Origin of the sequence: Pseudomonas sp. MS19 (genome assembly GCF_013277615.1) — a bacterium.
GTDB lineage: Bacteria > Pseudomonadota > Gammaproteobacteria > Pseudomonadales > Pseudomonadaceae > Aquipseudomonas > Aquipseudomonas marincola.
Genome location: NZ_VBTO01000005.1, coordinates 529,754 through 551,438, shown reverse-complemented (window position 1 = coordinate 551,438; position 21,685 = coordinate 529,754). Strand labels below are relative to the sequence as shown.

Annotated in this window: 21 protein-coding genes; 7 read left to right on the top strand and 14 right to left on the bottom strand. The window is 56.0% G+C overall.

Annotated features, from left to right (window positions below; all coding sequences use genetic code 11):
- Positions 1-10: 10 nt before the first annotated feature.
- The 3 genes from FEZ62_RS04930 to FEZ62_RS04920 all read right to left on the bottom strand — a co-directional run bounded on the left by FEZ62_RS04930 (position 11) and on the right by FEZ62_RS04920 (position 2,764).
- Entirely contained in the window at positions 11-1,777 is a 1,767-nt protein-coding gene (locus tag FEZ62_RS04930) for a copper resistance system multicopper oxidase (RefSeq protein ID WP_172927002.1), read from the bottom strand.
- Between the two features lie 178 nt (positions 1,778-1,955).
- Positions 1,956-2,195 (bottom strand): co-regulatory protein PtrA N-terminal domain-containing protein, encoded by a 240-nt coding sequence (locus FEZ62_RS04925; protein ID WP_345940428.1) that lies wholly within the window; start codon positions 2,193-2,195, stop codon positions 1,956-1,958.
- Between the two features lie 368 nt (positions 2,196-2,563).
- Positions 2,564-2,764, bottom strand: coding sequence for a heavy metal-associated domain-containing protein (locus FEZ62_RS04920; protein ID WP_172927001.1), 201 nt, complete (start codon positions 2,762-2,764; stop codon positions 2,564-2,566).
- A gap of 345 nt (positions 2,765-3,109) precedes the next feature.
- Between FEZ62_RS04920 and FEZ62_RS04915 the strand changes: the two genes are divergently transcribed.
- The 3 genes from FEZ62_RS04915 (at position 3,110) to FEZ62_RS04905 (ending at position 6,005) form a co-directional block, all read left to right on the top strand.
- Entirely contained in the window at positions 3,110-3,850 is a 741-nt protein-coding gene (locus FEZ62_RS04915) for a MauE/DoxX family redox-associated membrane protein (protein WP_172927000.1), read from the top strand.
- Between the two features lie 92 nt (positions 3,851-3,942).
- Positions 3,943-4,626, top strand: coding sequence for a heavy metal response regulator transcription factor (locus tag FEZ62_RS04910; RefSeq protein WP_172926998.1), 684 nt, complete (start codon positions 3,943-3,945; stop codon positions 4,624-4,626).
- The gene (locus tag FEZ62_RS04905; RefSeq protein ID WP_172926996.1) at positions 4,623-6,005 is read left to right on the top strand and encodes a heavy metal sensor histidine kinase; all 1,383 of its coding nucleotides are present in this window, start codon (positions 4,623-4,625) and stop codon (positions 6,003-6,005) included. Before FEZ62_RS04910 ends, FEZ62_RS04905 begins: the two co-directional genes overlap by 4 nt.
- Positions 6,006-6,058: 53 nt before the next feature.
- On the opposite strand, the gene FEZ62_RS04900 is transcribed toward FEZ62_RS04905, so the two are convergent.
- Together FEZ62_RS04900 and FEZ62_RS04895 are read right to left on the bottom strand one after the other, a co-directional pair.
- The gene (locus FEZ62_RS04900; protein ID WP_172926995.1) at positions 6,059-6,349 is read right to left on the bottom strand and encodes a putative quinol monooxygenase; all 291 of its coding nucleotides are present in this window, start codon (positions 6,347-6,349) and stop codon (positions 6,059-6,061) included.
- Between the two features lie 75 nt (positions 6,350-6,424).
- Entirely contained in the window at positions 6,425-7,450 is a 1,026-nt protein-coding gene (locus FEZ62_RS04895; protein WP_172926994.1) for a zinc-binding alcohol dehydrogenase family protein, read from the bottom strand.
- A gap of 102 nt (positions 7,451-7,552) precedes the next feature.
- Here FEZ62_RS04895 and FEZ62_RS04890 point away from each other — a divergent pair, with 102 nt between their 5' ends.
- Positions 7,553-8,488, top strand: coding sequence for a LysR family transcriptional regulator (locus FEZ62_RS04890; RefSeq protein WP_172926993.1), 936 nt, complete (start codon positions 7,553-7,555; stop codon positions 8,486-8,488).
- Between the two features lie 95 nt (positions 8,489-8,583).
- Here the strand turns inward: FEZ62_RS04890 and FEZ62_RS04885 are convergent, their stop codons facing one another.
- The 5 genes from FEZ62_RS04885 to FEZ62_RS04865 form a co-directional block, all read right to left on the bottom strand.
- Complete coding sequence (locus tag FEZ62_RS04885; RefSeq protein ID WP_172926992.1) at positions 8,584-9,555, bottom strand: XdhC family protein; 972 nt, start codon at positions 9,553-9,555, stop codon at positions 8,584-8,586.
- Between the two features lies 1 nt (position 9,556).
- Positions 9,557-10,792: a cytochrome c gene (locus FEZ62_RS04880; protein WP_172926991.1), complete on the bottom strand. Its 1,236-nt coding sequence runs from the start codon at positions 10,790-10,792 to the stop codon at positions 9,557-9,559.
- A 2-nt stretch (positions 10,793-10,794) separates the two neighbouring features.
- On the bottom strand, positions 10,795-11,334 hold the full coding sequence (locus FEZ62_RS04875; protein ID WP_069902190.1) for a (2Fe-2S)-binding protein: 540 nt from the start codon (positions 11,332-11,334) through the stop codon (positions 10,795-10,797).
- Positions 11,327-14,158: a xanthine dehydrogenase family protein molybdopterin-binding subunit gene (locus FEZ62_RS04870; protein WP_172926989.1), complete on the bottom strand. Its 2,832-nt coding sequence runs from the start codon at positions 14,156-14,158 to the stop codon at positions 11,327-11,329. The genes FEZ62_RS04875 and FEZ62_RS04870 overlap by 8 nt, the downstream gene beginning before the upstream one ends.
- Before the next feature lie 264 nt (positions 14,159-14,422).
- Positions 14,423-15,010 (bottom strand): NTP transferase domain-containing protein, encoded by a 588-nt coding sequence (locus FEZ62_RS04865; protein WP_172926987.1) that lies wholly within the window; start codon positions 15,008-15,010, stop codon positions 14,423-14,425.
- Between the two features lie 189 nt (positions 15,011-15,199).
- Between FEZ62_RS04865 and FEZ62_RS04860 the strand changes: the two genes are divergently transcribed.
- Entirely contained in the window at positions 15,200-15,583 is a 384-nt protein-coding gene (locus FEZ62_RS04860) for a DOPA 4,5-dioxygenase family protein (protein WP_172926986.1), read from the top strand.
- 18 nt (positions 15,584-15,601) lie between these two features.
- On the opposite strand, the gene FEZ62_RS04855 is transcribed toward FEZ62_RS04860, so the two are convergent.
- Positions 15,602-16,420 carry a pyrroline-5-carboxylate reductase dimerization domain-containing protein gene (locus FEZ62_RS04855; RefSeq protein ID WP_172926984.1) on the bottom strand — a complete coding sequence of 273 codons (819 nt, stop codon included), beginning with the start codon at positions 16,418-16,420 and terminating at the stop codon, positions 15,602-15,604.
- A 278-nt stretch (positions 16,421-16,698) separates the two neighbouring features.
- Between FEZ62_RS04855 and FEZ62_RS04850 the strand changes: the two genes are divergently transcribed.
- Positions 16,699-17,742: a GGDEF domain-containing protein gene (locus FEZ62_RS04850; RefSeq protein ID WP_172926983.1), complete on the top strand. Its 1,044-nt coding sequence runs from the start codon at positions 16,699-16,701 to the stop codon at positions 17,740-17,742.
- 10 nt (positions 17,743-17,752) lie between these two features.
- On the opposite strand, the gene FEZ62_RS04845 is transcribed toward FEZ62_RS04850, so the two are convergent.
- Together FEZ62_RS04845 and FEZ62_RS04840 are read right to left on the bottom strand one after the other, a co-directional pair.
- Positions 17,753-18,649, bottom strand: coding sequence for a radical SAM protein (locus tag FEZ62_RS04845; RefSeq protein WP_172927085.1), 897 nt, complete (start codon positions 18,647-18,649; stop codon positions 17,753-17,755).
- A 112-nt stretch (positions 18,650-18,761) separates the two neighbouring features.
- Positions 18,762-19,400, bottom strand: a complete 639-nt coding sequence (locus tag FEZ62_RS04840) for a TetR/AcrR family transcriptional regulator (RefSeq protein WP_069902184.1) — start codon at positions 19,398-19,400, stop codon at positions 18,762-18,764.
- Positions 19,401-19,475: 75 nt separating this feature from the next.
- Here FEZ62_RS04840 and FEZ62_RS04835 point away from each other — a divergent pair, with 75 nt between their 5' ends.
- A complete protein-coding gene (locus FEZ62_RS04835; RefSeq protein WP_172926982.1) occupies positions 19,476-20,609 on the top strand; it encodes an aminotransferase class V-fold PLP-dependent enzyme in 1,134 nt (377 codons plus the stop codon).
- Positions 20,610-20,826: 217 nt separating this feature from the next.
- On the opposite strand, the gene FEZ62_RS04830 is transcribed toward FEZ62_RS04835, so the two are convergent.
- Positions 20,827-21,618 (bottom strand): TatD family hydrolase, encoded by a 792-nt coding sequence (locus tag FEZ62_RS04830; protein WP_172926980.1) that lies wholly within the window; start codon positions 21,616-21,618, stop codon positions 20,827-20,829.
- Positions 21,619-21,685 lie beyond the last annotated feature (67 nt).

Here is a 21,685-nt window from a genome sequence, read left to right as displayed (position 1 = left end):
AGGCTCATTGTTAAGTCCTCTGCTCGTCCACACGTACTTCGCGAAACATGCCAGTGTCCATATGCATCAACAGGTGGCAGTGATAGGCCCAGCGTCCCAATGCATCCGCTGTAACCCGGTAACTGCGCTTGGTGCCTGGCGGCATATCAATCGTGTGTTTACGAACCTTGAAATTGCCATTTTCATCTTCGAGATCACTCCACATACCATGCAGGTGAATCGGGTGCGTCATCATGGTGTCGTTGACCAACGTGATGCGTAACCGCTCGCCGTACTGCAGGCGCACCGGCTCGGCATCCGTATAGGGAATGCCATCGAAGGACCAGGAGAACTTTTCCATGTGCCCGGTCAGATGGATCTCGATGGTGCGACTCGGCGCCCGGCCATCAGGGTCTGCAAATGTGCTTTGCAGATCGGCATAAGTCAGAACGCGCCGGCCGTTATCACGCAAGCCAATGCCTGGATCATCAAACTTATGCGTCGGCATCATGGTTTGCATGTCCACCAGCGGATTGTCCTTCTCCGATTCGGGGTGTGTCTGCATTGTTGCGGCCATGCCCGACATCGCTGAGTGGTCCATCGCGCTCATAGCAGAATGATCCATCCCAGCCATTTGACTGTGATCCATGGAAGACATGTCACCCTGCATACTGCTGTGGTCCATGCCCATGTCACGCATGGAAATCAACGGCCGTGGATCTGTCTCAGGAACAGGTGCACTCAAACCTTCACGCTGAGCCAAAGTGCCACGCGCATAGCCGGTGCGGTCCATGGACTGGGCAAAAATGGTGTACGCCTGCTGGTCGGCCACCTCGACAATCACGTCATAGGTTTCGGCGACGGCAATGCGCAGCTCATCAACAGTCACAGGCTTCACATGCTGGCCATCAGCCGCAACCACGGTCATCTTCAAACCCGGAATACGCACATCGAAGTAGCTCATTGCAGAGCCATTGATCAATCGCAGGCGAATTTTCTCACCGGGCTTGAACAGACCCGTCCAATTGCCGTCAGGCGCATGACCATTCATCAGGTAGGTGTAAGTGAAGGCGCTGACGTCGGCCAGGTCGGTAGGGCTCATTTTCATTTCAGCCCACATGGTTCGGTCTGCAACTGTTGCCGACCAGCCCTTGTCGCTGACGTCATCAATGAAGTCACCGACTGTGCGTTTATGGTAGTTGTAATAGTCGGATTGCTTTTTCAGCTTATTCAGAACCGTGTGCGGATCTTCATCGGTCCAGTCACTGAGCATCACCACATAGTCGCGGTCATAGGTGAATGGCTCTGGCTCTTTGGCATCGATCACCAGCGGCCCGTAAACACCCACCTGCTCTTGCAGGCCAGAGTGGCTGTGATACCAATAGGTGCCATTTTGATTGAGCTTGAATTTGTACTCGTACATGCCGTCCGGGGCGATGCCGGCAAAGCTGAACCCTGGCACTCCGTCCATATTGGCTGGCAGGATAATGCCGTGCCAGTGAATCGAGGTGTCTTCTTTGAGGCGGTTTCGCACTCGCAGAGTAACAGTATCGCCTTCACGCCAACGTAAAATCGGACCCGGCATTGTGCCGTTGATGGTCTTGGCCAGACGTGGTTTGCCCGTGATATTCACCGGCGTTTCACCAATCGACAAATCGAACTGAGTACCGGTCAATACAGTAGGCTGGCCAGGGCTGCTGAGCGCCCAGACAGGTGTGCGCCATAAGCCAAGGCCACCGACAATACCGGCAGAGGCCAGGCCTTTAACAAAGGTTCGTCTTGAAGTTTTAGACTGCATGCTGATAAGTCCGTTAAGCCAAATAGTGCCGATTATGAAAACTTGTCAGTCGCGTTTAAGGTCACTCATCACACGGTGAAACGTTGCGACTGACACGCAAGAGTTACGCAGCGGCTGTGATTAAATTGCCACATTTCAAAACGGCACTTGATTACATTTGTGTCAGGTTGGCTGCCACTCAACAGTGTGAATGCGCATGATCCGCGTCAGTCTGGGTGGCGACTTCTGCGGAATGCGACTTCTGCTGAGCTAGTTGATTAACCTGCTGGGCGTTATCACTCGCCGCTTGCATCCTGGCAAAATTACGATCGCCCCCGCCCTCAGCCATGGCCAGTGAAGAGACACTGACGACTGCGCCGAATAACACTGCTTTGAATACATTCATTTGAATTTCCTCTGAGGTTTGATGATCACGCACATGGGTGATCCTGATCCGAGCGCTTAGCTCGAAATCACCTTAACGCCTGCGCCCTGTCAGAAAACTGAGCTCAAAATTACACTTCTGACAGGTTGAGCTCAGGGGCTTAGATGCGCTTTCAAACGATGAGAAAAACCACTGCGCGCTAATCATGGGCATGGCCAAAACGTGCAGCGTTAAAAACCGAGAGTTGTTTTGTGTGTGCACGACTGGTGCAGCAGTGCGTGCATACATGGCTGAGGGCCTATCCATATGAAGCGGCCTTGGGGGTTTGAGATTATGGCGCGAGCCACACTCAGAAAACCGGCGATCAACTCACTATAAAAGTGCAACAGGCACTGCACGCCTGAACGAGTTGGACGCTATTGCTAGGCGATTAACTCTGCCGAGAATCCCAAACGCTCAATGGTCTCGCGTACGCTCTCTGGCTGTAGATCGCTCTCGACTTCAACACGACCCGCCGCGCGTTCGATGATGACTTTGGCATGTTGATCCAACGCTAAAACTGCGCGAGTAATTTTGTTGACGCAGCTGTTACAACCCATACCCGCTACCTGCAAAGTAACCATTTAGCACCTCACTTGTTGTGCGGCGATCAATGCCGCATCAACAGTTTCAACCTTGCCATAAGGGCAAGGTCAAGCCTGAAATTGATGAGCCTGAATGCGCTTTAGCGAAGCGCCAAAAGTTTCCGTAACCCTTCAGTCATCCGCTTACAAGCCCAAGGCTTTAACGCTTTAAATAACCAAGCCGAGATGGCTCCGGGCAGCGACTCACTGAACTTTGCACCCATACAGGCCCTCAGAACTTTGTATTGGGGTTGGCATTTTGGCATCACAGACACTGCAATTTGCCCCACCCGCGCAAGCATCTATTGCATCAGATACATCATTTGCAAAAGTGAGGAGTTAGCGATGAGTGACAATAAAAAACAGGCGACTATTTATCGAATGGTCATGCCCAAGCACATCTGCCCATTTGGTTTAAAAGCGCTGGATCTGCTCAAGCGCGAGGGCTATGACGTTGACGATAATTGGCTGCGCACGCGCGAAGAAACCGACGAGTTCATGCAGAAACACTCAGTTGAAACGACCCCACAGATATTTATAGCTGGTGAGCGTATCGGTGGATTCGATGACTTGAAGCGCCACTTGGGTAAACCTGTAAAAGACCCGGACGCAGTGACCTATCAACCAGTCATCGCAGTATTTGCAACCGCTATCCTGATGGCGATGGCTGCGAGTTCGGCCACCCTGGACAGCCTGTTGACTGGTCGAACAGTTGAATGGTTTATCGCCTTCAGCATGTGCATGCTGGCATCACTGAAATTGCGCGACCTCGAAAGCTTCTCCAACATGTTTCTGGGCTACGACCTACTCGCGCGCAAAGTGGTTCGTTACGCTTACGCCTACCCTTTTGCCGAGTTGATCGCCGGCGTTTTGATGATCTCAGGGTCGCTGATTTGGTTCGCCGCGCCCTTGGCATTGGTTATAGGCAGCATCGGCGCATATTCGGTTTACAACGCGGTCTACGTTGAAAAGCGTGAGCTCAAATGTGCTTGCGTGGGTGGCGACAGTAACGTGCCGCTGGGATTTATTTCCTTGACTGAGAACTTAATGATGGTTGCTATGGCGATTTGGATGCTGATCGCTTAGACCCTGAGCGTCAGACATTACATTTCTGTCAGCTTCTGGCGACTCGGTGGATTTGCTTGCACACTGTGTAAACCCAATCACTGGAAGTCCCTATGAAGCTGCTTGTCGCCGAAGACGAACCCAAAGTCGGTATGTACCTTCAACAGGGTCTTAGCGAGGCTGGGTTTAACGTCACCCGTGTCGTGACCGGCACTGATGCGCTGCAATCTGCGCTGGCTGAGCCCTTTGACCTGCTGATCCTCGATGTGATGATGCCCGGATTGAGCGGCTGGGAAGTGTTGCGTAAGTTACGGGCTGCGGGCAATGCCGCGCCGGTGTTATTTCTCACCGCGCGCGATGGCGTCGAAGACCGTGTAAAAGGCTTAGAGCTAGGGGCTGACGATTACCTGATTAAACCGTTCGCGTTCACTGAGTTGCTGGCCCGGGTCAGAACACTGCTGCGCCGCGGCAACGCAACCCCGATCATTACCCACCTGAAAATCGCCGATTTACAAGTCGACCTCATGAAGCGTCGGGCCCTGCGCAACGGCATCCGAATAGACCTTACCGCTAAAGAATTTGCCTTACTTGAACTGTTGATGCGCCGCCGCGGAGAGGTGTTATCCAAAGCATTGATTGCCTCTCAGGTTTGGGACATGAATTTTGACAGCGACACCAACGTAATCGAGGTCGCCATTCGCCGTTTACGCGCCAAGATTGATGACGATTTTGAGCCTAAACTTATCCATACAGCGCGCGGCATGGGTTACATGCTTGATGCGCCAGACGCACTATGAGGCAACCTTCACTAACCACGCGCATGAGTTTGATGTTCATGCTGGGCGTGATCTTCGTATTGGTGGTGGCAGGCTTGAGTTTCCATGCTTTGGCCAAGCACCACTTCAATATGCTCGACCGGCAAACACTGGAAGACAAACTTGCCAGTACTCAACATATTCTAAACAACACACAAGATCGCCAGCGCTTCAACAGCGCACGCCCCCAGTTAAATGCCCTGCTCGGTGCTCACGAAGACCTTGCCGCCGTTATCTTCGACTCAAAGGGCAAGGTGATTTTCTCTGAGCCAACAGCATTCAAATTCCCCGCTGACTACCGGGAGCAAACGCCGCGAGAGATATGGCAATGGACTGAAGACGGCAGACAATACAAAGGCATACGTATTGAAATACCCACGCAGAGCCAGTCCGTTGCGGCTAGCGTTTTGCTCGTAATTGATGTTACCACCCACGAACATTTCTTCGAACAACTGCGGCGCTGGTTCGGTCTTGGCCTCGTAATCAGTGCGTTGGTCAGCGCAGCACTCGGCTATGTTGTAGCCCGCAGCGGGCTGCAGCCGCTGCGGCAGGTTACGCAGGTCGCCCGTTCCATGTCGGCCAGATCGCTAGACGACAGAATCCCCCTGGAGCCGGTTCCCAGAGAGTTGCAGGAACTGGTTATCTCGTTCAATGAAATGCTCGCGCGTCTCGATGATGCCTTTGCTCGGTTGTCGAACTTTTCTGCCGACATTGCCCATGAGTTGAGAACGCCGGTCAGCAACCTTGTGACCCATACCGAGGTCGTGCTCAGTCAAAAGCGGGACATCGAGTCGTATCAGGAAAACCTGTACTCGAACTTGGAAGACCTCAACAAAATGTCTCGGATGATTGACGATATGTTGTTCCTGGCCAAGTCCGACAACGGCTTGATCACCCCCAAGCAGGAGCCGATCGAGCTGAGTTCATTGGTCAGTAAACTCATTGAATATTATGGCTTGTTGGCTGATGAAATGAGCATCACCTTTAGCGTCTCGGGTGAAGGGCGCGTACTGGGCGACCAACTGATGCTGGATCGCGCGATTTCCAATCTGTTATCGAACGCGCTGCGCTACACAGCGCCCGGCAACACGATAGCGATAGCCATAGAAACCGTAGCCAACTGTGTGAGCCTTTCGGTGAAGAATCCGGGGGAAACCATCAACCCAGAATACGTGGGTAAACTGTTTGACCGCTTTTATCGTGCAGACCCCGCACGACGGGAAGGAGGCCCCAGTAATGCCGGCTTGGGCTTGGCGATTACTCAATCCATCGTTGAGGCTCACAAGGGTGAAATCGTCTGCAGTTCAGCGAACGGTACGACGACTTTCCAGATGAGCTTCCCTGTTTGCAGCGTGCCTTGATTTGAAACGAGCACTCACTGCAAAACAAACACTGCCTGCAAGCACATTCTGGCTCAACTGATGAGCGTCAGCTCATCGAGTGTCCATGACTCAACTGCACCCGCAACCGCAGCCCCATAGGCAACGATATGCGGTGCATTCATGTGGTTTTGCCATAACTCACGCGTTTCCCACGTTTCATGGAAAACAAAGTGGTTGGGGTTTTCATTATTCACGTGCAAGTCGTAATTGATGCAGCCCTCTTCCGCTCGGGTACTGTCAATCAGCTTCAACAGTTCGGCTTTAACCAGGTCTGCATGGCCAGGGTTGGCTTTGATGTTGGCAACAAGGGTGAGTACAGTCATTTTCAAATCCCTTTGAACATTGAGTGATGCGCTGCGGTTAAACAGCGCGTGTGATACAGCGACCCAGTCGGGGCGCTAGAAACCTTCCAATACAATCTTGCCAATCGAGCGGCCCGCTTCCAGTTCGGCATGGGCGGCGCGCAAGTTCGCGGCATTGATTGGCCCTAAATGCTTGCCGACCGTGGTGGCAATGCGTTCTTGATCAATCAACTCAGCCACCCGATCAAGCAGCCGACCCTGCTCGTGCATATCGTTGGCGTTATGCATGGAGCGGGCGAACATGAACTCGAAGTGCAGAGACAGGCTTTTCGGCTTGATTTTGGTTGCGTCCAAACCTTCGGGATCATCAATCAAAGCGATCCGGCCAAAAGGCTTGAGCATTTCGATGTAGCTGTCCAAGTACGCCGCCGAATCATTCAGGCTGGCAACATGGGTTACCTGGCCTATACCCAGCGCCTCAACTTGCGGAGCCAGCGGCTGCGTGTGATCGACCACATGATGCGCACCGAGCTTTTTAACCCAGGCTTGCGAGCTCTCCCGAGAAGCTGTGGCGATAATCGTTGCGCCCGTTAAGGTGCGTGCCAATTGCAGCAGGATTGAACCGACCCCGCCGGCTGCGCCGACCACCAGAATCACCTCATCCGACGGCGCGGCTGCATTGTCAGATATTTGTTTGATTTGCAGGTGTTCGAACAACAACTCCCACGCGGTGATCGTCGTCAGCGGCAATGCCGCCGCTTCGCTGTCACTCAGACGCTTGGGCTTATGGCCGACGATGCGTTCATCCACCAATTGATATTCAGCATTGCTGCCCGGACGCGTCAGGTCGCCTGCGTAGTACACCGCATCACCCGGCTTGAACAACGTGACCGCTTCGCCGACCGCCACGACTTCGCCGACCGCATCCCAGCCCAACACTTTGTACTCGCCGTCCTTGGGTGCAGCTCGCAAGCGCACTTTAGTGTCCACCGGGTTTACCGCTATCGCCTTGATCTTCACCAGCAGATCGCGGCCGCTGGCCACAGGTTGTGGCAGTTCAATATCGATCAGTGAGGCAGAATCGGTAATAGGCAGTGAATTGCTGTAACCAATAGCTTTCATGGGTGACTCCAGTCATTCAGTTGATGGCATCTAGAATAGGCCTTGATTTACCTGAGATATACGGAGTAATAATTGATTAATTATCAATAGATTTTTGACTATATGCTCATTGAAGACCTGCACGTCATCCTCAAAGTCGCCGAGTTTCGCAACATCACTGCGGCCGCTGCACACCTGGATATGAGCACGGCCACCGCCAGTGTCGCGATAAAACGCGTTGAGGCCGCGCTGGGCACCGAGTTGTTTATTCGCACGACGCGCAAGCTGAGGTTATCGAGCGCGGGGGAACGTTATATTCCGCAATGCGAACAAGCGTTGCTCATGCTTGAGCACGCCAAGCAGAACCTGAAGAGCGATCTGGATGTGGTCGACGGCGAGCTGCGCATCGCCCTGCCTTCCGATCTGGGCCGTAATATTGTGGTGCCCTGGCTGGATGAGTTTATGCAGGCGCACCCCAACGTCAGCCTCAGCCTGAATATCAGTGATCGAAATCTGGATTTCTATCGCGATCCGATAGACCTGGCCCTGCGTTATGGCTCGCCTAAAGACGCCAATGTTTATGGCTTCAAGATCTGTAATGTGCCGCGTGTTGTCTGCGCCGCGCCGAGCTATCTGGAGCAACACGGCACACCTGAGCACCCGCATGATTTAGCGGCGCATCAAGGCCTGTTTTACCAACTGCAGGACACCCTGCATAACGTCTGGAATTTTTCCCGGGGCGCTGGCAGTTTCAAGGTCAAGATGAGCGGGCGCCATGCCTCGAATGACGCCGACTTGGTCAGGCGCTGGTGCGTCGCGGGGAAAGGCATCGCCGCCAAATCAAGTTTGGACATGTCACGCGACTTGCTCGCCGGCAATGTCGTCAGTGTGCTGGATGAGTACCAATGCGCGCCCACTGAGTTGTGGCTGATTTTCCCCAGCCGTCAGTCCATCACGCCGGCCGCACGCCTGTTGCGCGACCTGCTCAAGGAGAAAACAGCGGAGGTATTGGGCCAGTTAGTCAAACGCGGCATCCTCGCGCCCAGCGCCCTCGACTGAGGTGGCAGCGGCCGATTAACTGGGCGCTGCGAACGATTGCCTTCAAAAGCGCCAACCCGGCCAGCGCTTTGCGACAGCGGCAATTGCAATGTGAATTACAGTTGGTCGCGGCTGACGCCGCTGCGAACCCGAACAATATCGGCGAGTACCGCCAAGGCTATTTCAGCCGGTGTTCTGCTGCCGATATTCAATCCGATCGGCGCATGAATACGGGCAAGCTCGGCATCGTTCAAACCGCCTACTCGGCTCAATCGCTCAAGGCGCTTTTGCGAAGTCTGCAGTGAGCCCATCACGCCGATATAAAATGCATCGGTGCGTACGGCTTCGATCATCGCTAAATCGTCGATGCGCGGGTCATGGGTTAACGCCACGACGGCGGTGTCACAATGACACCCTCCCTCGGCGATAAACTGCGAAGGCAGTTGCCGGCGTATCTCTACGTTGTCCAACACCACGTCCGCGATTACTTCCTCACGTGGGTCACACAAGATCACCTCGAATCCAAGGCCTACCGCAAACTCGGCGCACACCTGAGAAACACTGGAGTAACCCGCCAATAGCAAGCGTTGCGCCGCTCCCACCCGCACACGTACCCGGTCGATTTCACGCTCAATGCGCAAACCTTGTTCGCGGTCGGCAAACAGGCTGCGCGCACCACTGCTCAGATCAACCTCACGAATGAGCCGCTGCTGCCCGCGCAAAGCAGACACCATCTGCTGCAAATGCGCCTGCACCTCGCAACCGGGCTGCATATGCTCGACCAGCACATCAAGCACGCCGCCACACGGCAGGCTTACCCGCGCCTGTGCATCGTCGCCTTCGCCATAACGGACGACAGTCACTGCGCGCGCAAACTCGCCCTGCGCCACTTGCTCAAGAAATGCCTCTTCAACGCAGCCGCCCGACAAAGAGCCCAGCCATTGGCCTTGCGCGTTTACCACCAACAACGAGCCCGGCGCACGGGGCGCCGAACCGTATGTGGCGAGTACCGTGCACAACCAGATTGGCTGGCCGGCCTGTGACCATTCCAGCGCTCGGCGCACAACTTGTAAGTCCAGATGCTGCACGTCAGTCAGCCTTGCTGTGCGTATCAGACTTATCAGCTTGCAGCTTTTGCACATCGCTGACCGCCAACTCGCCGGTCTGCCCGCCCCAGCGTTGGCGCAGGTAATTGAGCAGGTCCGTCAGCTGCGTCTGGTCGAGCTTATCGGCGAAACCCGGCATCGGCTGCATACGCTCAAACCCGGAGAACTGCTGCTCATCAATACCGTCTTCAATCACCCGCAGCAAGTTGCGCGGATCATCCAAGCGCACGGTGGTGTTGCCGCGCATGGCGACGGCGATGTGCGGCTTGCCTTCACCTTCAGGCGCGTGACAACCGGCGCATACATTGAGGTATTGCTGATGGCCGCGTTTGGCACTGTCATTCAAATCATCCAGAGCCCGTGTTTCGACGACTTTAGCCGCTGGCGGTGTGTCGCCCAGCAGATAAGTCGCCATTGCCGCCAGGTCTTTATCGTCAAGGAACTGAGTGCTGTTGTGGAACACCGGATACATCTCATTGAACATCGTGCCCTGAGCGCTCATGCCGTGCTTGAGGAACGTGCTCAAATCCTGATGATTCCAGCCACGGTTCGCCAGATCATCAGCCAGCAAGCTGGGTGACAGATAACCATTGAGCAGGCCGCCGCTTAAGTGCTTATCGACTTCCATGGCGCCGGTTGCACTGCGCGGGGTATGGCATTCGCCGCAATGCCCCATCACCTCAACCATGTATTGCCCACGTTGCCAGGCCTCACTTTTATCCTCGGCGGGCTTTAGCTGTAAATCATCGGCGTACATCAGGTTCCAGGCGGTTAACCCCAAGCGCACATTAAACGGAAAGCTCAGGCTGGTTTCGGGAGCGTCACGCTCGATCGGCGCGACAGTTTTAAGGTAGGCGTGAATCGCGTCGGAGTCTTCACGCGGCATCAGGTGATACGAGGTGTACGGCATTGCCGGATAAAGATTGGCGCCGTCACGCCGCTTGCCTTCGCTGAGCGCGGCAAAGAACTCATCATCGGTATACAGCCCGATTCCATGTTCTTTGCTTTGGGTGATGTTGGTGCCATAAATGATGCCGAATGGCGACTCAATCGCCAGCCCACCCGCGAATGGCGCGCCGCCCGGTGCGGTGTGACACGCCATGCAGTCAGCCGCCCGGGTCAGGTACTCACCGCGCTCGACCTGATCATCCGCCTGCGCCTGCAACAACGGCGCAGCCAAGCCAACCGCCAGGGTGATGCGGGTCAGTAAATGCTTCATGCTTAACCCTCCTTGACCAGGCCGAGATCGGACAACACATTGCGAGTGGCGCTGTAATAGCGCACGTAGCCGGTGCAACGGCAAATGTGATGGCCCAGGCTGTCTTCAATCACCTGCTCCAACTGACTCTTGGCAACGGGTTGGCGTTGAAGTTTTTCGACCAGCACGGTTGCCGCGTTAACAAAGCCCGGCGCGCAGTAACTGCACTGGAAGGCAAACTCATCAACAAAACGTTGCTGGATGGGATTCAACTCGGTGACCACACCTTGTTCATCGCGCTTCGCGTGGCCCTCAATCGTGCGAATTTGTTTACCCGCAAAATAATGCGCGCCGGTGATACAGGTGCGCACTTCTTCGCTGGTACCGTCCGGATTATCAACGATCACCACGCACGCATGGCAGATGCCCTGACCACAGCCGAGGCGCGAGCCGGTAAGGTTGTTGTATTCGTGAAGGTAATCAATCATCGGCAGGTCATCAGGGATGTCCACCGCGTCGACGGGCTTGCCGTTGATTGTCATTTGCAGCGGATGCTTAGCCATTGAGGGCCTCCTTGATGCGAGCTGGCGAGATTGGCAAATCGCGTACGCGCTTGCCGATTGCATGGGCAACAGCGTTACCGATTGCGCCGACCACCGGGATCATCACCACTTCCGCAATGCCCTTGGACGGATCGCTCGCCGACAACGGCGGCAGAATGTCGGCCGTCTGCTTCCACACCGCCACATGCTTGGCCAGCGGCAGGCGGTAACGGTTGAAGTTCCAGTCGCCCTCACCCGGCCCGCCTTCATACAAAGGCATTTCCTCTAACAACGCATGGCCGATGCCCATGGCGATGCCGCCTTCAAGCTGGCCTCGGACCAACTCTTCCACCAATACCCGGCCGCACTCAACCCATGAGTGATGATTGAGCACCTGCACCTCGGCAGAGCCTTTGTTGACCTTCAACTCAACCAGCGTCGCGACCGGGCTGTAGTAAGTCACCGCCGCGTTGTTTAGCTGAACATCTGGGTAATGCACGTTCTGCCGGTCCAGCAAGTGGAAGCCAGCGCTGTTCATTTGGGCTTTTTTAACGCTGACAGCGCCATCGCCGTATTTCACTGCCAGGCTGTCGAGCGGCAAGCGTTCGCGCACGCCGTCGATGCTGAACTCAGCCTCGGCCCAGCTCCAACGGTTGAAACCATGCACGGTGGCGCCCGTCACCAAACCTTGCTCGTGGGCATGCTTGGCCAGCATCTCAAAGCTCAACGGCTGCATGCCGTTAGCCGTCAGCTTGCCGTCGACCCAATGCGCATCTTCGCGGCGCACCACGTAAGGATTGGCCTGACCGCCATAAGGACCTTGCCGCCAGATCTGCAACGCCGCAGGCCAAAGGCCGTGATTGAACAGGACCCGCGCGGCTTCGCGGGTGGCGTGGCTAAAGTAATACGCGGAGTTGGTCGCCGAGGATGCAGAAGCCAGCTTGCCGACCCAACGCGGGTTACGCAAAAACTCATTCTGCTCAGCTTGGCTCATGGTGTAGGGATTACCGCCGGAGGTGAGCTGCAGCTCGCCCCATTCGGTTTCACCAGTTTTCACATGCGCCGCCGGAACACCAAGGAAATCCGCCACGACCAGCGCTTGCGAAGTGGCCATGCCCGTACCAATTTCGATGCCGATATGACGCAGGCTGACGCTGCCGTCTGCGGTGAACTCGATACTCGCCATGGGTGCTTCGGCACCGGTGCCGAAATCCTTCTGGCAGATTGCAAAGCCGACGCCGTACCAGTTGTCCGGATCGGCGGCCTCACGTTCTTGCTTGATCACATCACGGTTTTTCCAGAGCGGATGGACTGCCGCCTTGTCGAGAATTTCATGCAAGCGCAACGCCCCGGCCGGCACCGCGCCCTGGGTATTCTTCATGCCGGAAACCATGGCATTTTTCTGGCGCAACTTGATGGCATCAATATTCAGCCGCCCGGCAATTTCATCGACCATCATTTCAGTCGCGGCCATGCTCTGCAGCGTGCCGTAGCCACGCATCGAGCCGGCCTCAACGCCGCGCGAATGGAAGGCTGTGACCTGCAAATCGTTCTGCGGCATGTAATAAATCGACTGCGCAGCCGTGGCGCCAACCGCCGCCACCGACGAGCTGTAATTGGCCCGCCCGCCGCCATCGACGGTCATCTCGGAAAGGAAAATCTTGAAACTGTGATCGTTCTTGTCCACGGCCAGTTGGTAATGGATATCGAACGGATGACGCTTGATTCCGCTTTGGAACTGCTCGTAACGGTCATTCGCCAGCCGCACCGGCACACCATTGCCGTACAATGCCGCGAGCGCCGCGTAATAAACGAAAATATTGTGGTCTTTAGAGCCATAACCCACGGTGTAACCGGGATGAACATTGAGTTGCGCCAGACCAAATCGCGACGGCGCGATCATCTTCGCGGTTTCGGTAGCCGCCTCATGCGGGCATTGGGTCGCCACCACAAAGTGCAAGGTTTTGCTGGCGGGGTCGTACCAACCATTGCCGTTGTCTGGCTCCAGGGCCGCTGGCTCAATCGAAGGTGTCTTGTAGCGCTCATCGAACACCAACCAGTTATCCGGCGGGCTATCAATCTGCTGCTTCATGCGCTCGGCATAAAACAGCCCACGCTCAGTCAGGTTGCCGTGTAGATCAGGTTGGGAGTTCCACACCGGACGCCGGTTGCGCAGCATTGGAAACAGAATCGAATCCTTGAGGCTGGCAAACTCATCTTCATCAGCAGACGTCTTACCACCTACGCGAACATAGCGAAAGCTGCCGTAAGGATCGGTGGTGTAAAGCGCTGCTTTTTCGCCATAGCGAATAGCCTTGTCATTGAACTTGAGCTTGGCTTTGGCCTGGCGGAATCGCTCGAAGTCATGCCAGATCAGAATCGCCACCGGATGACCAATAAACATCGGCACCTGGCCGACGGGAAGCAGCGGATCGGGGGCATGGTCTTCAGGAAAGACGATGCCATCTTTGCTCAAGTCTTCGGCGGTAACGGTGCGGTCAGGCTGCAACTCAGCGCCGAGGAATGTCAGGTCGATGCCTGCAAAAAGGTGGTCGGCTTTAGTGGTTTTCAACAACATGGCATGACCCTGCTGTTCGGGCCAGCCGGGCATATCCTTGGCGCGAATGTCGCGCGCGAAAACTTTGCTGCCACAGACCTTTGACATCGCATCACTGCGCGCGCGGGCTTTGCCATTATTGCCGAGCCATTGTTCGGGCGGCACGGTGACACTGTTCTCTCTCAAGGCAGCAAGGGCCGGATTGCTTAGCGGCATAAGCGTAACGCTCACGCCAGCCACCAACCCGCCCTGCAAAAAAGAGCGTCGGGATATATCACGGTTGGACATTGATTATCCTCTGGGCGGTTATCTTTCCGCCGTTTTGAGTATGTACTTTTCAGCCTCGAAGTTTGCCTGGGCATTTGCGAGCAGGCCGGCAAGCTTATCGACTCAACAAAGCTGACTTAGGGGTTAAGTTATAGATTTTTGCATTAATCGCAAACATTTTGTTACATGTAATCCCGCCTGAGCGGCAACTGACAGCCCGGTTTTGAGGGCTCAAGACGTGTGAAAACCGCTGCAGGCGGGAGATTGACGGGCGTGATGCGAGCGTTAGCCCTGAGGCAAATCGATGTCTGCAAGAATTCCGTGATCATCCACCTCAACCCGTTGTACCGCCTGTGGATTCGCCTGGATTACCGCTTTGGCGCCGGTGTCTCCCGTTAGCCCCTGCATCTCTGCCCAGAATTGGCGGCCAAATAAAACCGGGTGGCCGGGCTGACCTCGGTAGGTCGGTACCACTATCTGATCTGCAGCTGCCCGCTCAATCAGCGCGCGCAACGTCTCTGGATTAATCCACGGCATATCGCCAAGAAAAATAGCCACAGCAGCCGCGCTCGACTGCTCTTCAACTGCGCGCATCGCGCTGGCAATGCTGTGCCCCATCCCGTCATGAGTTCTTTCGCTGCGCACAACGTGACTGGACTGAGGTATTTGCAACGGCTCAAGATCATCGTCCGGACGCACAACCACCCATACGTCCTGCAGCAGTGAACACGGCAGGCGCAAACTTGCTGACAGTAGCTTTTGGCCATCGTTCAATTCAGCAATGCGTTTATCAGCGCCATAACGGCGCGAAAAACCAGCGGCGAGAACCAGCCCTGCTACTGTTCGGCTTTTTTCAACCTGTGAATGCTGCACGTTACTCACGCCTCCTATACCGACACTTGATTTGCGTGAAATGGATGCTCAGGCTTGCAAGCAAACACCCGATATTTGCAGGCACAATTAAAGCTGCGTGCGACTCTATACTAACGATGCGCCACGCCGCAGGCCTTAAAAACGTATTAACACCGCCCGACTAACCTGTATTTGAGGAGCTTTGCTTTCGTGACAACAGCAGCAGAAAGCCCAACTGACACGCCGCGCATCATCGGCTTTCATGCCCACGTCTACTTCAATGCAGAGACACTGGAATTGGCCCGGCAACTCTGCGAGCAGGCCGCGTCCCTGTTCCCCTTAAAGATGGGCCGCATTCATCAAAAACCTGTAGGGCCGCATCCCGACTGGAGCTGTCAGCTGGCATTCAAACCCGAGTTGTTCGGTCAGCTCATTCCCTGGCTTGCCCTTAATCGTAAGGGTCTGGTGGTATTCATTCACCCGATTACCGGCAACGACCTTGTCGATCACCGGGATCGCGCCATGTGGATGGGCGCAGTCCGCCCGCTCGAACTTTCAGTGCTGCCAGAAGAGACGCCGCATTACAGCTTCTGATACAGGGTTCGCTCAGAGTCAGTCCTGCCGGGGTTTGTGAACGTCGAACAACTTCGATTGGGCGACCCCGAATGCGCGGTTGACGCCGCCACTCACACTGCGTTCAAAGCCATCAGCCAGCATTCCCTCGATGCCAGCCGCGCTGACGCCACGATAATTCTTCAGTGTCTCCAGCAGCTCTTCGAAGCTGCGCCCCTGATTGATCAGCTGACTGGCATGCACCACGACGCCATTAACCGCCCGCCGTGCAACGTGCTCAGGCACGCCATGGGCCAGCGCATCGTGATACAGCGCCTGAGCGAGCAGTGCCGGATACGCTGGCCCAGTCCCAGACAACGCGGTGAGGTAATCAAGCTGCGCCTCGTCGGCCACTTCATCTGCAGAGCCGCAGGTGGCGAACAGTTGCTGAACATAGGATCGGCTCACGGCATCCACTTGCTCATTGGCCAACCAAGGCGTGTAAGACTTGCCGATTTCCAGCGCCGCGTTGGGCATTGCTCGCACCACACGTGCGCCGCCGGTGAGTAATTGGATGTCCGCAAGCGGTACACCGGCGACCAACGAGATAAGCAATTTGTCCTGCACGTTAACGTGTACAGAAGCCAAATCTTCTGGCCGGACCGACAGGATGACCACATCGCTGTGCGCGACCAGAAACCGGTTGTTATCAGTCATGCGCACATCGCCAAGGCCATCAACCGGCTCTCTGAGCTTGCCGGAGCGGCTCGATAGAATCATCGACTGCGGCTGTACAAAGCCGCTGCCAACCAATGCCGCCGCAATCGAGCGGCCCAACCACCCCGCTCCGCCAATGATGCCTATTGTCTGTCCGGTCATTTAACACAGTCCTTTCGCAGCTGATGGGTTCAGGTCAAACCCTTGCCCGATTCAGGGTAACAGCACACGCGATGAACTGGCGCATCACACGCCTGAGCAGATGCCTCATCGGCGTGACCGCGAATTAACTTATCAGGCGTAAACAATGCAAACCGTTGGCTAATCCGCTGACGATTGGCTACATTTCGGGTGCGCTGCGAAAATGGCTATTAGCCACCAAATCTAATACCACACCGGAATCCATAACCGGCACTTGGGGAGCAGCTCAGCTGCCAGGGATGCACACACAAAAGCCGCATACACGAGACGCCCGCCCCGAGTTCTGGGCGCTTTGCATACGTTGCTGCCAACTGGCCGGCAGTGTGGACGTGGCCTTCTTCTTTATTTTTCTGGCGCTGGGCTCGCCCATTCTGGCCTGGGTAAACGTCATCAGCGTGGCGATGTATGTCTACGCTTATCGCGCCTTCAAGCAACGCCGCAATCGCCTGGCGATCATGTTGATTCGCACCGAGGTGCTGGTTCATGCCTGCCTGGGCACTTTGCTGGTCGGCTGGGAAAGCGGCTTTCACTACTACTTGCTGATGTTCATTCCAGCGTTGTTCGTGTCGATGCGTGCACGTAGCGCCTGGATACTTGCAGCCTGCCTGTGGGCTTACTACGTCGCGCTGGACGTAATCATGTGGTACGTCGAGCCGCTGCAACCGATTTCCACCAACGCCCTGCTTGGCGTGCATGTATTCAACCTCACCGTAGTGTTCTTAATGTTCAGCTATCTGGCGCTGTTTTACGTCATTACGGTGACCCACGCGCACAAGAATCTGGCGCGGATGGCGACGACTGACTCCCTGACAGGCCTGCTCAATCGCCGCCATGTTATTGCCCTGACCGAGAAAGAGTTGGCACGCCAGCATCGCCGGCCGAGCAATCTGACCTTGATGCTGATGGACATCGATCACTTCAAGCAGGTCAACGATCAGCACGGGCACGACATGGGTGACCGTGTACTTGCAGCCGTCAGCGAGCGACTCAAATGCACGATTCGTGAGCAGGATTTCATTGGCCGCTGGGGCGGTGAGGAATTTCTAGTGGTGATGCCGGAAACCGATCTGGCCCAGGCAAACGCCAGCGCTGAGCGAATACGTCAGGCAATTCAGGAGCTGGTGATCGACAGCGATCAGCAGCAGGTACGCGTGACACTCTCGATCGGCATTACTCAGTACCAGCCGGAGGAGATGCTCAGCGACGCCATAGCCCGCGCCGACCATGCTCTTTACGCAAGCAAGTCAGCCGGGCGTAATCGCGTCGATACGGCGCTCGCCTGATTGGGCTGAATTACAAACCGCGCTGCCACTCTTTGCGCAGATGCGCTTGCTGCGGTCGCTCGATGGCCTCACGAACCTGAGCCAGAAGGCGCTGCTTGTCGGCGCCTAAGTTGCCTTTCAGCACCAGGTAGTTCGAGGCATGGTCGCTGCGAAACACCGTATTGTTAAGTTCCAGCCCTTGCAGCAAGCGTTCGATTTCAACAAACAATTGCGCTTGATCCAATTGCTTGAAGTCTTCAAAGCCGCGACGCAGACGCGCATCGCCCTGCGGGAAACTGACCACCAAGGTCGAAAGAAACTCGGGTTGAGCGGCGTTCATCAAACGTGCTGAATTGTCCGCGTGCTGCTCGCTGAGCACGCTGCCGCCCAAACCGTTGAGGATCATCACCGACCGGGTAATGCCCGCCTCGCCCAACTTCTCAAGCGCACTCAGGCTCGACTCATACGTCTCGCCCTTGTTGATGCGCGCCAGCACTTCATCGTCGCCAGACTCACAGCCGATATACGCCATGCCCAATCCGGCATCTGCCAGTTCCTTGAGTTCGCTGACCGACTTTTTGCGCAAATTGCGCGGCAAACAATAACTCGACACCCGATTGACCTCGGGCATGTGTTCGCGAATGGCGTTAAGGATATTCAGCAATCGGCGTGTCGGCAGTACCAACGCATCGCCGTCCGCGAGAAATACGCGCTGCACAATCAGTTGCTCGCCAGACTTGCGGATTTCGTCGAGAACTTGTGCCTCATCGCGGGCACGAAACTTCTTCTGCGCCTGCGTGTACATTTCGCAGAAGGTGCAGTTGTTCCAGGAGCAGCCATTGGTGACCGGCAAGATCAGCGAGTGCGCCTCGCTGGGTGGGCGAAATACCGGTTCGATGTAGGAAATCGGGAATTCAGACATAAGCAATCCGATGGCCGTAGCGGTGATATTCAAGCTGCGCCCGGCAGTTGAATGGTCGGGCCAGCGGCTCAGTCGCGCAGGGCTGCGCGACTTGATTGCGGCGGTTCAGGTCTGGCGGTCAGACCGGGCCGCTGTCACCGTCACGCTTGCGCTTGTTGCCCATGCGCACGCCGATGTCCATCAGGAACTGGAAGAAACCTTCCTGATCTTCCAGCACGTTGCTCCAGAATGGCGAGTGGTACAGCGCAACCGCGCCGTGTACCAGTGCCCAGGCAGCACAGTAATGGAAGTATGGCGGCACGTCTTCCAGCTTGCCTTCAGCGATACGGCCCTTGATCAGCAGCGTTAAGCGCTCGAAGTTGGACGCACGAATCTTATGCAGCTGTTCGACCATTTCCGGGACCTGATTGCCCTTCACCACCTTCTCTTCGAGGCGGTCGAACAAACGGTAGCGCTGCGGATCGCGCATGCGGAATTCGAAATAGGCACGTGACAATGCCTCTTTGTCGCGGTCAACATCAGCCGAATGCAGCAACTCATTCAAATCACGCTCGTAGTCGAGCATCAGGCGCAGATAGATCTCCGCCTTGGATTTGAAGTGTTTGTAAATCGTGCCTTTACCGATACCAACTGCGTCGGCGATCATTTCGACAGTTACACTGTCTTCGCCTTGCTCAAGGAACAGCTTCAGCGAGGTGTCGAGTATCTCTTGCTCACGGCGGCGAAACTCGCGGACCTTACGGGGTTCTTTCTGCATAAAAGGACTAAGTGGTCAAAAATCGAAGCCGGCTATTATGCCTAACTAACGCAAAAATGCACGGATCATCCGACCATGTACGCACTTCATGACGAATTTTCGCAACTTCTTGACCTTCGCTACCTCAATCACGCGGCTGTTGCACCCTGGCCAAAACGCGCTGTAAGCGCCGTTGCACGCTTCGCCGAGGAGAATGCGCAACGCGGCGCACGTGATTATCCAAGCTGGATACAGGTAGAAGATAAACTGCGCCAGCGCCTGAGCCGGTTGCTCAATGCTCCCTCGACCGACGACATCGCATTGGTGAAGAATACCTCCGAGGCGCTGTCTTTCGTCGCTTTCGGCCTCGACTGGAAGGCCGGCGACCAAATCATCATCAGCGATGAAGAATTCCCCTCCAATCGCATCGTCTGGGAAGCGCTGCGCCCGCAAGGCGTCGAAATCATTCAGGTCAACCTGCAACAAGGTGACCCTGAAACCAACCTGCTGGAGGCTTGCGGGCCGCGCACCCGCCTGATGTCAGTGAGTGCCGTGCAGTTTGCCAGCGGTTTGCGTCTGGATCTGCCCCGCCTCGGCCAGGGCTGCAAAGAACGCGGCGTGCTGTTCTGCGTAGACGCGATTCAACAGATCGGCGCCCTGCCCTTTGATGTGCAGGCTTGCCAATGCGCCTTCGCCATGGCCGACGGCCACAAGTGGATGCTCGGCCCTGAAGGGCTCGGGGTGTTTTATTGCCGCAGTGATTTACGTGACCAACTCACGCTTCACGAGTTTGGCTGGCACATGCTCGAACACATGGGCGATTACCAGCGCACCGAATGGCAACCCGCTAACAGCGCACGGCGCTTTGAATGCGGCAGCCCGAATATGCTCGGCACAATGGCGCTGGAAGCCAGTTTGTCGCTACTTGAAGAAGTGACGATGGCTGAGGTCGGCAACGCCCTTGAGCAGCGCGTGCAGTGGCTTATCGACGGACTGAACGAGATACCCGGCGTGCAACTGCACAGCGCGCTGGCGCCTGAACGACGCGCCGGGATCATCAACTTCACTGTTGACGGGCACGACAATCATGCCCTGCACAAGCAGCTCATGGCCGAGCAAGTGGTGTGTATCCCGCGTGGTAAAGGCATTCGCTTCTCCCCGCACTTCTACACCGAGCCAAAAGTTATCGAGGACACTTTGAGGGTTTTGCGCAAGCTGAGCGGAATATGAGAACTCAAGCGCTGCACCGGTATTCCAAATCCGTTTAAAAACCGGGGTTATTGGGCTGGAAGATTGCCCAACATAGCCAATACTGATGAGTACTGACGGCGCATCTCCCCCCAAGTGTGCTGTCAGCCAAGGTGCCGTGGACCGCGCATCTTGATTTACTCCTAATGGTCTTAACCCGGATTCATCCCCCAGAACCCGGGTTTTTTTTGCCTGCGATTCAGCCTTGCAGGTTGACCCGGGCCAGCGGGAACAGGCGCTTGAAGTTCGCGCCCGTCTGCTCGGTCAGCGTCTCGTAGCTAACGCCGCGCAACACGGCCAGATACTCGGCTACATCACGCACGTATTCCGGCAGGTTGGGTTTGCCGCGATGCGGCACAGGCGCCAGATACGGTGAGTCGGTCTCGACCAACAAGCGATCGGCCGGCACCTGACGGGCCACTTCACGCAGCGCCTCGGCATTGCGGAAGGTGACAATGCCCGACAGCGAGATGTAGAAGCCCAGATCCAGCGCGGCCTTGGCCATGTCCCAGTCTTCGGTGAAGCAATGCAGCACGCCGGCTTGCGGCAAGGCCGCTTCACGCAACAGCGTCAGGGTATCGGCACGCGCACCACGGGTATGCACGATCACAGGCTTGCCTGTGGTTTGCGCCGCCTGCAGGTGCAAACGGAATGAGGCCTGCTGCAACTCAGCGGCTTCCGGCTCGTAGTGATAATCGAGGCCGGTTTCACCAATCGCGACCACATTGGGATGCTCAAGCTCACTCAGAAGCCAGTCCATCGCCGGCGCTGCACCCGGCTCAAGGTCGAGCGGATGCACGCCAACCGAGCAATCGACGTCGCTGTAGCGCTCGGCCATTTGTTTGACCGCGCCGGCGTTTTCCGCGCTGACGCCAATGCACAAGAAGTGGCCGACGCCACGTGCACGCGCGGCATCCAGAGCGGCGTCCAGCGAGCCGTTGTGGGCGCCAAGGTCCAGGCGGTCGAGGTGGCAGTGCGAGTCAATCAACATAACAATTCTTAATCTTCAACAATTGGGTCAATGCAAAAGGCCGCAATCAATGCGGCCTGCGGTGGAG

Bases quoted from the DNA above. Each gene is read 5' to 3' on its own strand.
- FEZ62_RS04930 (WP_172927002.1), bottom strand. From the start codon at position 1,777: ATGCAGTCTAAAACTTCAAGACGAACCTTTGTTAAAGGCCTGGCCTCT.
- FEZ62_RS04890 (WP_172926993.1), top strand. From the start codon at position 7,553: ATGCTCATTGAAGACCTGCACGTCATCCTCAAAGTCGCCGAGTTTCGC.
- FEZ62_RS04875 (WP_069902190.1), bottom strand. From the start codon at position 11,334: ATGGCTAAGCATCCGCTGCAAATGACAATCAACGGCAAGCCCGTCGAC.
- FEZ62_RS04900 (WP_172926995.1), bottom strand. From the start codon at position 6,349: ATGACTGTACTCACCCTTGTTGCCAACATCAAAGCCAACCCTGGCCAT.
- FEZ62_RS04870 (WP_172926989.1), bottom strand. From the start codon at position 14,158: ATGTCCAACCGTGATATATCCCGACGCTCTTTTTTGCAGGGCGGGTTG.
- FEZ62_RS04840 (WP_069902184.1), bottom strand. From the start codon at position 19,400: ATGCAGAAAGAACCCCGTAAGGTCCGCGAGTTTCGCCGCCGTGAGCAA.
- FEZ62_RS04855 (WP_172926984.1), bottom strand. From the start codon at position 16,420: ATGACCGGACAGACAATAGGCATCATTGGCGGAGCGGGGTGGTTGGGC.
- FEZ62_RS04910 (WP_172926998.1), top strand. From the start codon at position 3,943: ATGAAGCTGCTTGTCGCCGAAGACGAACCCAAAGTCGGTATGTACCTT.
- FEZ62_RS04895 (WP_172926994.1), bottom strand. From the start codon at position 7,450: ATGAAAGCTATTGGTTACAGCAATTCACTGCCTATTACCGATTCTGCC.
- FEZ62_RS04830 (WP_172926980.1), bottom strand. From the start codon at position 21,618: ATGTTGATTGACTCGCACTGCCACCTCGACCGCCTGGACCTTGGCGCC.
- FEZ62_RS04850 (WP_172926983.1), top strand. From the start codon at position 16,699: ATGCACACACAAAAGCCGCATACACGAGACGCCCGCCCCGAGTTCTGG.
- FEZ62_RS04905 (WP_172926996.1), top strand. From the start codon at position 4,623: ATGAGGCAACCTTCACTAACCACGCGCATGAGTTTGATGTTCATGCTG.
- FEZ62_RS04835 (WP_172926982.1), top strand. From the start codon at position 19,476: ATGTACGCACTTCATGACGAATTTTCGCAACTTCTTGACCTTCGCTAC.
- FEZ62_RS04915 (WP_172927000.1), top strand. From the start codon at position 3,110: ATGAGTGACAATAAAAAACAGGCGACTATTTATCGAATGGTCATGCCC.
- FEZ62_RS04880 (WP_172926991.1), bottom strand. From the start codon at position 10,792: ATGAAGCATTTACTGACCCGCATCACCCTGGCGGTTGGCTTGGCTGCG.
- FEZ62_RS04920 (WP_172927001.1), bottom strand. From the start codon at position 2,764: ATGGTTACTTTGCAGGTAGCGGGTATGGGTTGTAACAGCTGCGTCAAC.